The 15,687-nt window shown below is 59.9% G+C and carries 10 protein-coding genes; 4 read left to right on the top strand and 6 right to left on the bottom strand.

Annotated features, from left to right (window positions below):
- Nucleotides 1–20: 20 nt before the first annotated feature.
- Nucleotides 21–1,019, bottom strand: a complete 999-nt coding sequence (gene dctP / locus G502_RS0116650) for a TRAP transporter substrate-binding protein DctP (RefSeq protein ID WP_022729818.1) — start codon at nucleotides 1,017–1,019, stop codon at nucleotides 21–23.
- Between the two features lie 127 nt (nucleotides 1,020–1,146).
- Here dctP and G502_RS0116645 point away from each other — a divergent pair, with 127 nt between their 5' ends.
- The 4 genes from G502_RS0116645 to G502_RS0116630 are packed head-to-tail and all read left to right on the top strand — an operon-like array spanning nucleotide 1,147 to nucleotide 6,048.
- Nucleotides 1,147–2,400: a sarcosine oxidase subunit beta family protein gene (locus G502_RS0116645; RefSeq protein ID WP_022729817.1), complete on the top strand. Its 1,254-nt coding sequence runs from the start codon at nucleotides 1,147–1,149 to the stop codon at nucleotides 2,398–2,400.
- A gap of 6 nt (nucleotides 2,401–2,406) precedes the next feature.
- Complete coding sequence (locus G502_RS0116640; protein WP_211217852.1) at nucleotides 2,407–2,676, top strand: sarcosine oxidase subunit delta; 270 nt, start codon at nucleotides 2,407–2,409, stop codon at nucleotides 2,674–2,676.
- Nucleotides 2,673–5,531: a sarcosine oxidase subunit alpha family protein gene (locus G502_RS0116635; protein ID WP_022729816.1), complete on the top strand. Its 2,859-nt coding sequence runs from the start codon at nucleotides 2,673–2,675 to the stop codon at nucleotides 5,529–5,531. The genes G502_RS0116640 and G502_RS0116635 overlap by 4 nt, the downstream gene beginning before the upstream one ends.
- Nucleotides 5,524–6,048, top strand: coding sequence for an aminomethyltransferase family protein (locus G502_RS0116630; protein WP_022729815.1), 525 nt, complete (start codon nucleotides 5,524–5,526; stop codon nucleotides 6,046–6,048). Before G502_RS0116635 ends, G502_RS0116630 begins: the two co-directional genes overlap by 8 nt.
- Before the next feature lie 41 nt (nucleotides 6,049–6,089).
- Here G502_RS0116630 and G502_RS0116625 read toward each other — a convergent pair whose 3' ends face one another.
- The 5 genes from G502_RS0116625 to G502_RS0116605 all read right to left on the bottom strand — a co-directional run bounded on the left by G502_RS0116625 (nucleotide 6,090) and on the right by G502_RS0116605 (nucleotide 15,687).
- Nucleotides 6,090–7,190 carry an NADH:flavin oxidoreductase/NADH oxidase gene (locus G502_RS0116625; RefSeq protein ID WP_022729814.1) on the bottom strand — a complete coding sequence of 367 codons (1,101 nt, stop codon included), beginning with the start codon at nucleotides 7,188–7,190 and terminating at the stop codon, nucleotides 6,090–6,092.
- Between the two features lie 121 nt (nucleotides 7,191–7,311).
- Complete coding sequence (locus G502_RS21700; RefSeq protein ID WP_022729813.1) at nucleotides 7,312–11,265, bottom strand: PAS domain S-box protein; 3,954 nt, start codon at nucleotides 11,263–11,265, stop codon at nucleotides 7,312–7,314.
- Nucleotides 11,266–11,378: 113 nt separating this feature from the next.
- Nucleotides 11,379–12,794: an amidase gene (locus tag G502_RS0116615; protein WP_051152339.1), complete on the bottom strand. Its 1,416-nt coding sequence runs from the start codon at nucleotides 12,792–12,794 to the stop codon at nucleotides 11,379–11,381.
- Between the two features lie 20 nt (nucleotides 12,795–12,814).
- Nucleotides 12,815–13,984, bottom strand: coding sequence for a M20 aminoacylase family protein (locus G502_RS0116610; RefSeq protein WP_022729811.1), 1,170 nt, complete (start codon nucleotides 13,982–13,984; stop codon nucleotides 12,815–12,817).
- Between the two features lie 38 nt (nucleotides 13,985–14,022).
- Complete coding sequence (locus tag G502_RS0116605; RefSeq protein WP_022729810.1) at nucleotides 14,023–15,687, bottom strand: ABC transporter ATP-binding protein; 1,665 nt, start codon at nucleotides 15,685–15,687, stop codon at nucleotides 14,023–14,025.

Here is a 15,687-nt window from a genome sequence, read left to right as displayed (position 1 = left end):
TGCTGCGCACAACTCCTGGATCAAAGCTCGGAAGCATTCTCACGAACGGTATCCATGATGTCGCTTCCAATCTCCTCCTCCATCTGCGGCCAGACCGCGGCGCGAACCGTCTCCGCCAGAGCCTTGATTTCTTGGTCCTCCGGCTCGATGTAGGTCATGCCGGCTTCCTCGGCCTTCTCGACATAGGACTGATCGATTTCCTGGGCCGCTTCGAACTGATCCTCCATCACCGTGACGGCTGCATCCTGAACGACCTTCTGTTGTGCGTCACTCAGGCCGTCCCAACTCTGCAGATTCATCGAGATGATACCCGTATTGAAAGCCTGTTTGGTGCGAACATAATAGTCTAGCGTGTCGCGGAAATACTCGTAATCCCAATAGATAACATTGGCCGCATCGCCATCGACGACACCGGTCTCAATGGCCGTGAAGACTTCGCTCCAGTCGATTGTTGCAGTCTCATAGCCCATGGCCTGCACCGTTTCGGCCATCGGGAAGATTGGCGGCACCCGAACCTTCAGGTCCCCAGCCTCTTCGACGGAGGTGGCGTATTCGCCCTTGGTAGCAATACCGTTGAAGCCCTCGGGCCAGGCACCGAAGAACTTGAGGCCGATGTCCTGATAGATTCCATCCATCATGCCGTTGATCCAGCCACCGGGCCTGTAGGCTTCCTTCGCCTCCTCCCAGGTGAAGACCATGTAAGGCGCATAGACGATGGCAATACGCTGATCATAGGACGTCATGGGCCAGTTGATCATCATGTCGACGTCACCGGCCACGAAGAGGTCAAAAACCTCCTGCTGCCCGCCGAGTTCGTTCTGATAGAAGATGTCGACCTCGAGTTCGCCGTTCGTGCCCTCCTCGATCAGGCTGGCCCACTGTTCCATGGATTTGGCCGTTGGTGATCCCTCGGCACCGGAATCGGTTGCCAGGCGAAGTGTTTCGGCACTTGCGGCACTCATGCTGAACGCTAGGGCCGTTCCAGCCGCCAGCGCAAATGCGGATATACTCTTGATCATGATTTCATGCCTCCCCTTTGATAGCCTCACAGCCTGCAAGCAGGCCGGAAATTTGATCTGGACATTAGTGTCCAGGGTATTGTCTATGTCAATGCTTAGCAAATGAAACGACAGCAGGGAAAGATTCTTGGCCAGCAAATACTCTGCGTTCCAGTTGTTCAAGGAGGGCCTGAAAGGGCATACGGGCTGGGAGCCGGCCTGGCAGGACAAGAGCCCCAGCCCCTCCTATGATGCCCTTGTCATAGGCGGTGGCGGCCACGGACTGGCAACGGCCTACTACCTTGCCCGAAACCACGGTCTCAAGCGCGTCGGCCTGCTTGAAAAGGGTTGGATCGGTGGCGGCAATACCGGTCGCAACACGACGGTGATCCGCTCCAACTACTTCTACCCTGAAAGTGTCGCGCTTTATGACTTCGCGCTGAAGCTCTATGAAGGGCTGTCACGTGAACTGAATTACAACATCATGTTCTCGCAGCGGGGCATTGCTGTGGTGGCCCATTCCGAACTGGAAATGGAAATGGCCGCACGGATCACCAATGCCATGCAGATCAACGGCACAGACGCGGAACTGTTGAATCGCGAGCAGGTTCTGGAACGCGTCCCCCTGCTTAACCAGAACGACGACGCCCGCTTCCCCATCTTTGGTGGCATATGGCAAGGCAGAGCCGGTGTGGCCCGCCATGACGCCGTTGCCTGGGGCTATGCCCGGGCGGCCGATAAGCTGGGCGTCGACATTATCCAGAACTGCGAGGTGACGGGCTTTCTGATCGAAAACGGTCGCTGCGCCGGCGTGAAAACGACGCGCGGCGAAATCCGAGCGGGCACTACCGGCATGGCCGTGGCTGGTAATTCCAGCGTTTTGTCCGCAATGGCGGGCTTTGAACTGCCTGTCCGCTCCTTCGCCCTGCAGGCGATGGTCACCGAACCGGTCAAGCCCTGCCTCGACACGGTGCTGCTCTACATGGGCACCGGCACTTACCTCAGCCAGTCGGACAAGGGCGAACTGGTGATCGGAGGTGGTCTCGACCGCATCCCTTCCTATGGTCAGCGTGGCAACCCGCCGCTTCAGGAAGAGATTCTTTCGGGTCTGCTCGAGATGTTCCCGGCCTTCGGCCAACTGAAACTGCTACGGCAGTGGGCCGGAATCGTGGACGTGGTGCCAGATTCTTCTCCGGTAATCGGCCCTACCCCCCTGCCCGGCCTTTACATCAACGGCGGCTGGGGAACTGGTGGATTCAAGGCGATTCCGGCTGGCGGTTGGCTTCTGGCCCACCTTATGGCCAACGAGGAACACCACGAAATCAGCCGTCCCTTCGACATGGATCGCTTCGCGCGCGGGCGGCTGATCGACGAGGCGGCCGGCGCCGCCATCGCGCACTAGGAGGCAATGATGCAGCGTTTTTCCTGCCCCTTCTGCGGGCCGCGCGACGAAACGGAATTCTTCTACGGTGGCGAGGCCGGCAACGAGCGCCCGGAACCGGCGGAGAACATATCCGCCGATCGCTGGGCCCAGTACCTCCACATGGAGAAGAATGAAAATGGACGCGCCCGGGAAATCTGGGTGCACCTGACATGCGGTGAGTTTTTCGTCATGGAGCGCGATACGGTGACACACGAGATCTACAAGACCGAAGCCTTCCACGGGGAGCAGAAATGACGGCCAGGCGCTTGGACAGCACCTCGGAACACTCCTCAGCCGAGCCCCTTACCTTTACCTTCGATGGACGGTCCCTCAGGGGCCGCGCCGGGGACACTGTCGCCTCTGCCCTGCTGGCCAATGGTGTCCGAATCCTGGGCCGCAGCTTCAAATACCACAGGCCCCGTGGCCTCTGGGGCGCCGGCGCCGAGGAACCCAATGCCATCGTCGACATCACCTGCAATGGTAAACGATTCCCCAACAGTCGAGCCACCACGGTCGCTCTGCAGGACGGCATGGAAGTGCAATCGGTCAACGCTTCGCCGGATGCCGAAAGAGACCGAAACGGACTGCTGGACCACTTCTCGAGATTCCTGCCGGCCGGTTTCTACTACAAGACCTTCCTGTGGCCGGACTGGCATCTCTTTGAGCCTCGCATCCGTGCAATGGCAGGTCTGGGCCATCTGGATCCCGCGACACAGCCCCCGGCCGACTGCCCTCAGCGTTCGGTCCACTGCGACCTGCTTGTCATTGGGTCCGGACCGGCTGGTCTGGCTGCTGCACGCGCGGCAGCGCAGGATGGGCGTGAGGTCCTGCTGGTGGACGAGCAGGATCACCCGGGCGGCAGCCTTCTGCATCGTGGCGGTGAGATCGAGGGACAGCCCGCAGAGAACTGGCTTTCAGAAAGCCTGGATCTGCTGGATACGCACGGAGCCACATGCCTTGTGTCGACCACGGCCTATGGTGTTTACGATCACAACCTCGTCTGTCTGTGGGAAAGACGCCGCGCACAGCCTGACAGACTTTGGCGTGTTCGCCCGCAGCAGGTTGTCATTGCAACCGGCGCCATCGAACGCCCGCTTGTCTTCGACAGCAATGATCGCCCCGGCATCATGTCTGCAGATGCAGCCCTGCATTATCTCAGGCGCCATGACATTCTGGTCGGTCAGAAGATTGTGATCGCAACGAACAACGACACCGCTTATCCCGTTGCGTCCGCGCTCGCGGAAGCTGGCGCGGAAGTGACCCTGGCCGACCTGCGGGCGGATACTAAGGCAACCATACCCGATAACGTCGAAGTCCGAATTCAAACATCTGTGCAGGCTGCCGAGGGCAAGACAAGCATCGAAAGCGTCGTCCTGGATGGCCAGCGTCATGAGGCCGACTGCCTGCTGGTCTCCGGCGGCTTCACACCAAGTGTTCACCTTTATTGCCAGGCCAAGGGACGCCTGCGCTATCAGGAGGACATTCTGTCCTTCGTGCCCGACGCACAGGTGGCTGGCATGACCGTGGCCGGTGCCGCCAACGGAGTCTTCGACCTGGCGAGCGTCCTTGAACAGGGGCACGCAGCCGGCTCGGCGAAAGGGAATGCACCGCGGGCAAGCGAAAGCCTCTCCACCTATGCTATTCAGCCCGCTTGGCCAAATCCCGACGCACAGGGTCGCCAATGGATCGACTTCCAGAACGATGTGACCGTAAAGGACGTAGCCCTGGCCGCCCGCGAGAACTATCGATCCGTCGAGCACCTGAAGCGCTACACCACACTCGGCATGGCCACCGACCAGGGCAAGACCTCGAACATGAACGGGCTCGCCACCATGGCGGCCATAACGGGTCGGACGATTCCTGAAGTGGGCACCACAACCTATCGTCCACCCTATGTGCCGGTTCCCCTGCCCGTTATTGCCGGCCGCAGGCGCGGCGAACTCTTCTCACCCATGCGACGCCTGGTTCTGGAAAACGAGCACAGAGCCGCTGATGCCGCCTTTCGCGAATATGGCCCCTGGCTGAGACCGGCCTTCTATGGCAAGGGCGCACCGGAAGATGAAATCCAGCGCGAAGCCCGCCAGGCGCGACAGACAGTGGGTCTGTTCGATGGGTCACCACTTGGAAAGATTGAAGTCATGGGGCCGGATGCCGCAGCCCTGATGGATTTCAACTCCTACAATACGCTTTCCACCCTGAAACCCGGTCGCGTGCGCTATGGCTTCATGCTGAACGAAGACGGTGTGGTCTATGACGACAGTGTCGTGCTGAGGCTGTCCGAGGATCATTTCATCGTGTCCTGTTCCTCGGGTCACGTCCCTGGGGTTGTCATGCGTCTGGAGGAATGGCGCCAGGACCGTTTCGATCCAGCAAGGGTCGTGATCCACAACGCAACCCCACAGTGGGCCACCCTGACCGCCACAGGGCCGCGGGCAAGGGACCTGATTGAAAGACTGGAGCTTGGATTGGATCTTTCGGACGAGGCCTTGCCGCACATGTCCTTTGCAAGCGCAGAGTTCGAGGGAACTGCTGTCCGGGTTGCTCGGGTCAGCTTTACAGGTGATCGCTCTTATGAAGTCTCCATTCCCGCTTCCCGCGCACAAGCACTCTGGGCACGGATGCGCAAGGAAGGGGACAGTCTGGACGCCACGCTTCTTGGCACCGAAGGCCTGATGATCCTGCGTGCCGAGAAGGGCTTCATTGTCGCTGGCAAGGACACAGACGGATACACCCTGCCGATGGACCTGGGCATGAGCGGACCTCGGAACAAGCGGGCCAGCGAATACGTCGGCAAGCGCTCGCTCTTCACACAAGAAGCCGAACGAAGTGATCGGCCTGCCCTTGTCGGATTAAGTATTGAAGGGGACTCCCCTTTGGCAACCGGTGCCCACACCGTGGAAGACGGGCAAAAGGGACTGCGTTCCCTGGGCTTCGTGACATCCAGTTACTGGAGCCCAACGCTGGATCGTCCCATTGCCTTGGCTCTGGTTGAATCCGGCCGCCAGCGGCTTGGTGAGGAAATCGAGATCTATCACCTGGGCCAGCGTCGTCGCGCAACAGTCACATCCCCCTGTGCCTTCGATCCTGAAGGAGACCGTCTCCATGCGTGATTTTGCGGCAAAATGGACAGCCTTCCCCGATTGGCAAGATGCCCGGATTGCGCGCGAGGGTTGGCAAGCCCATGTCGTAACCGGTCTTTCCCAGGTGATGGTCAGTGGGCACTTGGAGAAGGCCTGGAAAGCCTTGCCTGATAGCGGCAATGAAGTGGGGCTTTGGCAAGTGGCGTCGACAGACAGCAGCTATCGCGTTCGCATTGCCCGGGACCGGGCCCTTCTGGTTTCGCCTGATCCCATTGATTTCGAAGCAGGCTGGCAACCTGAAGGTTGGGCGGCCACACCAGCGCACGACGCACTCTTGGTCATCGAAATCCAGGGCATGCCAGCGGAAGAAATCGTGATGGAGGCAACCTCCGTGAATTTGGATGAAGGCAGTCCCTCCGCCTCGGTACGATTTGCCGGCCTCAACGGCGTCCTGCTCTACCGTACTGCCCCAAACTGCGCGCGCTTGCATGTAGAGGCGTCCTACGGTCCCTATCTCTGGCGTTGGCTGGAGTCACGAAAGGCCTGATCCCAGCGCAGTTCTCTCCGAACGCCGGAATTGGACCATTCTCAACCGAACAATCCGCTGTGCTGGCGCGGCTGGGAACGCAGGTACTGGTTCGGCGCCTTGACGGTCGCACCAAAATGCGCGGCGGCGTGCCAGGGCCAGCGCGGATTGTAGAGCAGTCCGCGGGCCAAGGCGATCAGATCCGCATCTCCCGTACCGACAATGGCTTCAGCCTGTTCGAACTCGGTGATCAGGCCGACCGCCATGACGGGCATGGAGGTGGCCTCCTTCACGCGTCGTGCCAACGGCACCTGATAGCTGGGGCCGCCATTGACCTGCTGCCTTGGCGACAGGCCGCCGCTGGAGACATCAATGGCCGCGCATCCCCGGGCCTCCAGGGCCTGGGCATAGGCGACGGTTTGCTCGATGTCCCAGCCGCCGTCCACCCAATCCGTGCCGGAAACCCGCACCGTGACCGGCCTGTCCGCGGGAAAGGCCTCCCGCACCGCCTCGAAGACCTCCAATGGAAAGCGCAATCTGTTCTCCAGACTGCCCCCATATTCGTCGCTGCGCTGGTTGGACAGTGGCGAGAGGAATTGATGCAACAGATAGCCATGGGCCGAGTGGACCTGGACGCACTCCATGCCCAGGCGCGCGGCACGCTGTGCGGCTTCTGCAAAGGAACGCCGCAGGCGTGCCAGGTCTTCGCGGTCCAGTTCAACCGGCGGATTTTCCCCATCCTGAAAGGGGGTGGGCGACGACGAAACCGTCTGCCATCCGCCCTCCTGGCCGGGTAAAATCTGTTCACGGCCCTTCCAGGGCACCTCTTCGGATGCCTTGCGTCCTGCATGGGCCAGCTGCAGGGCCAGGGGTATATCCGACCAGCGCCGGATGCTCTCCACGACCTGGCCCATGGCCGCTTCACATTCATCCGACCAGATGCCTACATCGCCATAGGTGATACGGCCCTCGGCTTCGACAGCCGAAGCCTCGATCGTCAATAGCCCTGCGCCTGACAAGGCCAGGTGCCCAAGATGCAAGGTATGCCAGTCGGTCATACAGCCGTCCTCGGCCGAATACTGGCACATGGGGGCCACCACGATACGGTTGGGCAATACCAGATTGCCAAGGGAAAAGGACGTGAAGAGGTGCGCCTTGCTCATGAACTGTCTTGCCTCGCTTGCGGTTTTGCTCTTTCCGGTTGGCTCTTGCCTACAGCAAGTGCCCCGGGATCAAAAGGGGCTGCCCAGCAACAGGCAGGGCCAGAAAAACAGGAATTCAGGATTATGCATCCAGGACTTCACGCAACTTCTCAGCAAGTTCCTGGCGGCGATAGGGTTTGGACAAGAGATGCACGCCGGACTCCAGACGCCCGTCCTGCAGGAAGGTGTTTTCTGTATAGCCTGAGGTAAAAAGCACTTTCAGATCGGGATAGTGATCACTGGCCTCACGCGCCAGGTCCGGGCCATTCATGCCCCCCGGCATGATGACATCGGTAAACAGAAGGTCGATATCTTCCTGCTGTTTCAGAATCTGCAGGGCACTGGCCGCGTCGCTGCTATCGGTCACGCGATAATTCAATTCACTCAAAAGTCCCACAAGGTGCTTTCGCACGAGTTCGTCGTCCTCGACCACCAGGATGTGTTCGCGTCCCCCCGGCCTTTCCCTGCCTGCCTGTTCAGGGTTTTCGTCCGGAACAGCCCCTTGTGCCTGCGGAAAATACAGGCGAACGGTGGTCCCCTGCCCAACTTCCGAATAGATGCGTGCATGCCCCCCAGACTGCTTCATGAAACCATAGACCATACTGAGCCCCAGGCCGCTGCCCTTGCCCACGTCCTTGGTCGTGTAAAATGGCTCGAAAGCACGCTCCAGCGTGTCAGCCGGCATACCCTCGCCAGTGTCTGAAACGGAGAGAACGACATAGGAGCCCGGAACAACATCAGGTTGGGTGTTCGTGTAGCTTTCGTCCAACTCGGCCTTCTGGACCTCTACGATCAGATGACCACCTTCGGGCATGGCATCACGCGCATTGACAGCCAGGTTCAACAGCGCCGCTTCCAGCTGGCCCGGATCCACTTCCACTGACGGCACGTTTTCGGCAGGACGAATGGTGACTTCGATCTCCTCGGAAAGCGTGCGCCTCAACAGTCCTTCAATTCCTTCCAGGACCTCGTTCAGATTCACCCACCTGGGCTGCAAGGTTTGCTGGCGCGCAAAGGCCAACAGGCGGTTTGTCAACTCGGCACCGCGTTCGGCCGCGCTGGCCGTCATGTCCGCCAGGGCCTTCAATGAATCGTCACCCGCAAGACTCTCGCTCAATATCTCTGCATTGCCCAGAATAACGGTCAGCAAGTTGTTGAAGTCATGGGCCACCCCTCCGGTCAACTGACCGACCGTCTCCAGTTTCTGGGAATGGCGCATGCGCTCTTCCATGACTCGCCGCTCGGAGACATCCTCCATGCTGCCCAGCATGCGGATCGCCTTTCCGAACTCATCGCGAATGACAAAACCACGGTCCACCACAATATGGACCTGGCTCCTTGCATCGAGGAAACGATATTCCTCAACCCAGTTCGAACTCCGGCCTTCAATCACGTCCTCCAGTGAGGCCACTGTTCGATCACGGTCTTCGGGATGAATTCGCCGCATCCAGGATTCGGGTCCAGGTTCCAGTTCCTTGCGGTCATAGCCGAACTGGTGACTAATGCTCTCGTTCCACCAGACCTCGTTCGTTCGCAGATCCCAGTCCCAGATCACGTCATTGGTGGCTTTCGCAAGCAGACGGAAACGCTCCTCATTGATTCGGATGGCCTCGTCCGCCTTCTTGCGGGCGGTGATATCGCGCTCGACGGAAACCCAGTGGGTGTACCAGCCCTTCTCGTTGGCCAAAGGCACGATGTCCAACTCCAGCCAGATCTCCTCACCCGTCTTGGTATAATTCAGGACCTCTGCCCGCACAGGCTGCCATTTCTCCAATGCCTGGCGTATGCGGTCCAGCTCCTGCCTTTGCGTACCCGGGCCCTGCAGGATTCGCGGCGTTTTCCCGATCACCTCTTCACGGCTATAGCCGGTTCGCCGCGTGAAGGCCTCGTTCACGTAAACGATCCTCGGCCCCTCCGGTCCATCGACCGGCTCCGCATCCGTGATCAGCAGGATGTCGCTTTGACGAGAAACCGCCGTTTCCAGAAGGCGCAAATGGGCACGTTGTGCGCGTTCCTCCGTCACATCACGGAAATAGACGGCAAGTCCATCCGATGACGGATAGGCGTTGACCTCGAACCACTTTTCAAGAGGGGGATAGTATTCCAGGAAACGTACGGTTTCCTGCTCACGGAAAGCCCGGCTGTATTCCTGCTCGAAGGCCGTACCGACCGCAGCGGGGAACTCCGTCCATACATTTTGTCCCAGCAACTCCGCGCGATTGCGCTCCAGCATGCGTTCAGCCTGGCCGTTCAGGTAGGTAAAGTGCCACTCACGATCCAGCGTGAAGAACGCATCGCTCATGCTTTCCAGCATGTCTCCCAATCGCCGGGACAGACCTTCGGAGCGATCGCGCTCCTTCACCTGTTCCGAAATGTCCTGGACAGCCCCTTGCAAGGCCGTGACGTTGCCCTGGCCGTCCATTTCCGCTTCACCAATCACGCGCAGCCAGACTCTGCGATCCTTTGCAGTCACGATCTGCAGGGTTTCGTCAAAGGGCCGTCCGGTCAGAACACACGCCTCGAACAAACGCTGCATACGCTCACGGTCTTCCGCTACATAGAAGGATAGGGCCGTTTCATAAGTTGGCTGAAAGTCGGGCGAAACCTCGTGGATCTCCGCCGTGACCGGTGTCCAGGTAAGTCGGGATGGCTTGAGCTCGACTCGCCAGCCCCCCAGCCGGGCTGTTTGACCCGCCAGATCAACCAGATGACGCACCTGCCCCAATTCCGATTCAGCCTCGACCCGACGGGTAATATCGAGCAAAATTCCATTCAGGATGGAGGCCTTCTGAACCTGTGCCGTTTCACTGACGTAAAGAACGTGAACGACGGTATCGTCACTGGGTCTGATAAATCGCAGTTGGGCCTCAAGATGCTCCTTCCGGCCGGCAATCAGGTTCTCCAGCTCCTGTTGCAGGTAGGCGCGATCCTCCGGATGAACACAGGCCAGCAGGCCCTCTGCCCCTGGTGCCAGGGCGTCCGGCTCGAGTCCCAGGATGTTGTAGAAATTCTCGGATACGGATAGCTGGTCGCGGTCGAGATCCAGCTTCAACGTTGCCATGCCCAAGAGCCGCTGGGCATTGCGCAGCTCCAGGACTTCGTCCTGCAGCGCAATATTCGTACTCTTCAACTCACTCGAGCGCAGAAGAACTTCCAGTTCTGGCAAAGCCTTTTGCCCGCTGGCCATCCCTGAATCCAGAGAAACCCTGCCCTGCGTGTTAATCACTTCGGTAACGTCTTCCACGCGATGAACGATGTAGGCAATCTTTCCATCAGCACCCAGGACGGGTGCATTGACCGGAGTCCAATAGCGATCCTCGAAGCCACCACCCTGGCTTTCCGGTCTGGGAATGGGATAGTGCTGGACACCCATGATATCGGGATGGCCTTGCGCCTTCACCCGCTCGAGTGAAGCCTCGAGACTGCGCGTGCTGCTTGAATCAGGATTATCAGGGTCATCTGGAAACGCCTCGAAGAGCCTCTTGCCGACAAGGTCCGCCCGCTGGGTCATTGTGGCCTTCAAATAGGCATCACTGACGGCAACGATCTCGTAGTCTTCCGGCGCTAAAACCAGGAAATTTCCTGGCACGGATTCAAAAAGGGCCTGGAATCGGTGCGCCACATCCTCCGCCCTGTGGCGCAGTTCCTCTTCGCTTGCCAGAAGCTCGCTGCGCTCACGCTCAAGTTCTATGACCCGCGTGACGTCGCGTGCGGCCGCCAGAATGGCGCGACGATCCTTGAACTCCATGGTCCGCCAGTGAAAGTCCACGAACTTCAAATCGCCCGAAGCCGTATAGATGCGCCAGACACCGGCCTCGTGGGCCCCATCGGAAAATTGTGCGACGGCGGCTTGCAGCAACGGAACGTCCTCGGGAGGACGAATATCGGCAATGGTCATGGAGAGGAATCGCGCCCGGCTATAGCCGAACTTTTCGATAGCAGCCTGGTTCACATCCAGGAATTTCAGGCTCTCGCGGTCATATATCCAGATCGGATCGGGATGCTGGTCAAAGAAGAACTTGTGCCCGGACTCCATAAATCATCCCGCTTGACTGAATCACCTTAGGACCAGATTAGAGCCTTTCGCCTGCCCCTGTGTCGAAGCGAGACTAACGCTGTTCACAGGACCCGCCAACGAACTTTGCGGCCTCAGGGAGCGAGAGCAATTTCGCCATGAGCGCGCGCGTAGCCCTGGCCCAGCTGAAGCAACGCGGCATCTCCACCCCTGGGACCAAACAACTGGAAGCCCATGGGCAAACCCTGCGTCCCAAAACCGGCCGGCAGACTGAGAGCAGGGATCCCCGCCAGGGAAGCCGGCACCACGACCTCCATCCAATGATGATAGCTTTCCATTTGGTGTCCAGCCACCTCGCGTGGCCAATCCCACTCGGACGGAAAGGGGAAGAGCTGTGCAGCCGGCAGGGCCAGAGCATCGTAATACTGGAACAGTGCGGCAAGCTTCCTGTACCAGTCGGAGCGAATCTCGCTGGCCTTCTGTATGTCCTGCCCGCTCAAGGCCAGACCGCGCTCGATTTCCCAGATGGCCTCGGGTTTGAGGTATGCCCTGCGCTCAGGATTTTCGTAAACGGCGCCCAACTTCGCGGCCACGGCCCAGCTGCGCAAGGTTGTCCAACTCTGCCAGATTGCAGAGGGATCGAAATCAGGTTGGACTGTCACAACCTCGACGTCCAAGTCAGAGAAGGTCGCAAGAGCCTCCGAACAAAGCGAAAGCACGCCCTCTTCCATGGGGTAATGACCACCCCAATCGCCAATCCAGCCGATACGGCGCCCTCGCACCTCGGCTTCGAGTTGTCCCGAGAAAGCGGACTGCGCCGGGAGGCTGTGCGGCAAGCGGGAGTCGGGGCCGGCCATCATATCCAGCAACAGGGCCAGGTCGCGAACGGACCGCGCCATTGGCCCGTTGGTGGCAAGTTGATGCAGGAACATTTCACCGGTCGGATTATCAGGCACAAGACCATAGCTGGGTCGAAACCCGTAGACATTGTTCCAGGCCGCCGGATTGCGCAGGGAGCCCATCATGTCCGACCCATCGGCCAGGGCCAGCATGCCGGTTGCCAGTGCAACGGCTGCCCCGCCACTGGAGCCCCCTGCTGAAACGTCAGGATTCCAGGCGTTCACAGTCCGGCCATGAACGGGATTGTAGCTATGAGATCCCAGCCCGAACTCCGGTGTGTTGGTCTTTCCGATCACGATGGCCCCGGCCGCCCTCAGGCGGGCGACGAAGGGATCATCCTGATCGGGAATGAAATCGGCCAGAAGGGGCGACCCCCAGGTGGTCCGCAAGCCCTTCGTCTGTGCCAAGTCCTTGATCGCAATTGGCAAGCCATGGAGCGGGCCGCCGCCCCTTTCGGCATCCTTGCCCCGGGCCTCGGCCAGCAATTCCGAAGCTGGCCTGAGGGAGACCACGGCGTTTACACGCGGATTGACCGCCTCAATCCTGGCAAGCGTGGATTCCATCAACTCTTCCGCCGTCAGCTCTCCAGCCGCGAGGCCCGACAGAAGCATTGTGGCGGACAGCCTGTACAACTTACCGAAAGCCGCCATGGTATTGCCTTTCGCTCGGACTACTGGGCAGCGGGAAGACGGCGCTCGACAATGCGTGAAAAGACCGAGGCTCCGATGGGCAGGATACCGTCATCCAGAACATACTCGGGATTGTGCAAGGGAACCGATCCGGCGTGCCCAACGCGGCAATAGGCGCCCGGCACCACGCGCAGCATGTCAGCGAAGTCCTCGCTGCCCGTGGCGAACTTTTCGGTTTCGATGGCGTTGTCGGCACCGACGACATCTGCGGCTGCTTTCAGGTATTCCTGGCCCAGTTCCGGGTCATTCATCAGCACATGGAAGATGTTCCGCAGGTCGGGCTTGATGCTAACGCCGTAGGCCTTCTCAAGTCCGGCACAGAGTTCCTGGATGCGCTCGTGCGTCAAGTCACGCAGCTCTTCCGAGAAATAGCGAATCGTGCCGGAAATGCTGGCCGTTCCCGGGACGACGTTATAAGCCGATCCGGCATGGATCTGCGTGACCGACAGAACAAGTGGCTCGGCCGGCGGGCGATTGCGGCTGACCACCGACTGCAGCTGCTGTACCAGGGCTGTCGCCACAATGATGGGATCGCGTGACTGGTGCGGCATGGCGGCGTGGCTGCCCACCCCTTCTATGGTTATGTCGAAGAAGGTCGCACCCGACATGGCCGGGCCAGGCTTGACCGTAACCTGTCCTTCCGGTGCATTGGGATCGTTGTGCATGCCGTAGATTTCGTCGCAGGGAAAGCGGTCGAACAGTCCTTCCTCAAGCATGCGGCGGGCACCGCCAAGCCCTTCCTCGGCCGGCTGGAAGATCAGGTGCACCTTGCCGGAGAAATCCCGGGTTTCGGCAAGATAACGCGCCGCACCCAAAAGCATGGTCGTATGGCTGTCGTGACCACAGGCATGCATCTTGCCCTGATTGCGTGATTCATAGGGCAACCCCGTAGACTCGTGGATCGGCAGGGCATCCATGTCTGCCCTCAGGCCGATGGTGCGATTGCCCGGGGTCTTCCCATGCAGGACACCCACGATGCCCGTACCGCCTATACCGGTGTGGACTTCATCCACACCCCAGGCCTTCAACTTTTCCTCGACGAGTCCGGCCGTCCGGGTTTCCTCGAACCCCAACTCCGGATGGGCATGGATGTCATGCCGGATCTCGCTCAGTTCCTCGGCAAATTCCTGGATGCGTGGCAATACGGACATGATGCTCTCCTAGTTCGAGTCCCTTCTGTTCGACGGGCTCAGGCTGTTCTTTTCAATTCACGGAAATTGGCGAAATCCCATTCACGCCCCGGCGCGGCTTCGGTCAGGGCGCGCGTGTACTCATGCTGTGGATTGGCCAGGACCTCGCTGGCCGAGTTGTACTCCACGATATTCCCGTTCTGCATGACGACAATGTCGTCGCAAATCTGGGCCGCCACACGCAGGTCATGGGTGATGAACAGGATGGCTACACCCAGCTTGTCCTGGATATCGGCCAACAGTTCCAGCACCTGGGCCTGGATCGACACGTCCAGGGCAGACACGGCCTCGTCGGCCACCAGGACATCCGGCTTCATGGCCACGGCTCGCGCAATGGCAATACGCTGGCGCTGGCCACCCGAGAACTGGTGCGGATAGCGATCCAGGACATCGCGCGGCAGTCCCACAAGCTCCATCAGATCCCCGGCCTGCTTCATGGCCTCTTCGCGCGAGGTGCCATAGTTGAGCGGGCCTTCGATCAGGCTCTCCCCGACTTTCCAGCGGGGATTGAGCGAGCGGAAAGGATCCTGGAAGACGATCTGAATGTAACGGCGATAGGGGCGCAGTTGGCGCCGGTTCAGACGGGCAATCTCATGCCCGTCCACGCGTACCTCGCCCTCGGTGGGGTCGATCAAGCGCATGACACAGCGCGCCACGGTCGACTTGCCCGAGCCGCTTTCGCCGACAATGCCCAAGGTCCGTCCGCGGGCGATGGTAAAACTGACATCCTGGGCCGCCAGGGTTCCTTCCTTCTTTACGAAGAAACCACTCCCGCCATAGACCTTCTTCATGTCCTGGACCTGCAGGACCTGATCGTCGGACTTGGGCGGACGCACCTTGCGCGGGACCAGGCTGGGCACGGCCTTCAAAAGCTTGCGCGTGTAGTCTTCACGCGGCTCGCGAAGCAGTCGCTCCACAGGAGCCTGTTCGACGATCTGGCCTTCCTTCATCACATGGACAGTGTCCGCGATCTCGGCCACCACACCCATGTCATGGGTGATGAAAAGCACGGCCGTGCCTTGCAATTCCTGAAGTTCCGAAATCAGGTTCAGGATCTGCTCCTGTGTGGTCACGTCCAGTGCCGTGGTCGGTTCGTCGGCAATCAGAAGTTTCGGCTGAAGCACCAGGGCCATGGCGATCATGATGCGCTGGCGTTGCCCACCCGACAGCTGGTGAGGATACGAGCCATAGATGCGCTTCACATCCGGCAGGTGCACCTGTTCCATGATGTCGAGTACCCGGGCCTTGCGGTCGGAAGCCGACATGTCGGCATGGATCTGCAGAACCTCGTCGATCTGGTCCCCGACGCGCATGACCGGGTTCAGGGCCGTCATCGGCTCCTGGAAGATCATCGCCATACGACGGGCGCGCATATGCCTCAGCTCGTTGTGGGACAGGCCGAGCAGTTCGCGGTCCTCAAGCGTGATCTTCCCGCCTGTGACCTCGAGTGCCCCCTTGGGCAGCAGCCCCATGACAGCCAGCGAGGTAACCGACTTTCCCGAACCACTTTCGCCGACCAGGCAAGCGGTCTCGCCGGCACGAATGTTGAGGCTGATGCGATCCAGGATCGGGGCCACAGTGTCCTGATTGGGCAGGTTGACCGACAGATCCTTGATCTCCAGGACGGTTTCGGCCCCTTCGAAGTTGCGTGACTTGAACTTCAT

The sequence above is a fragment of the Fodinicurvata sediminis DSM 21159 genome (assembly GCF_000420625.1).
Classification (GTDB): Bacteria; Pseudomonadota; Alphaproteobacteria; order Kiloniellales; family DSM-21159; genus Fodinicurvata; species Fodinicurvata sediminis.
This window is presented reverse-complemented; position numbering and strand designations above follow the sequence as displayed.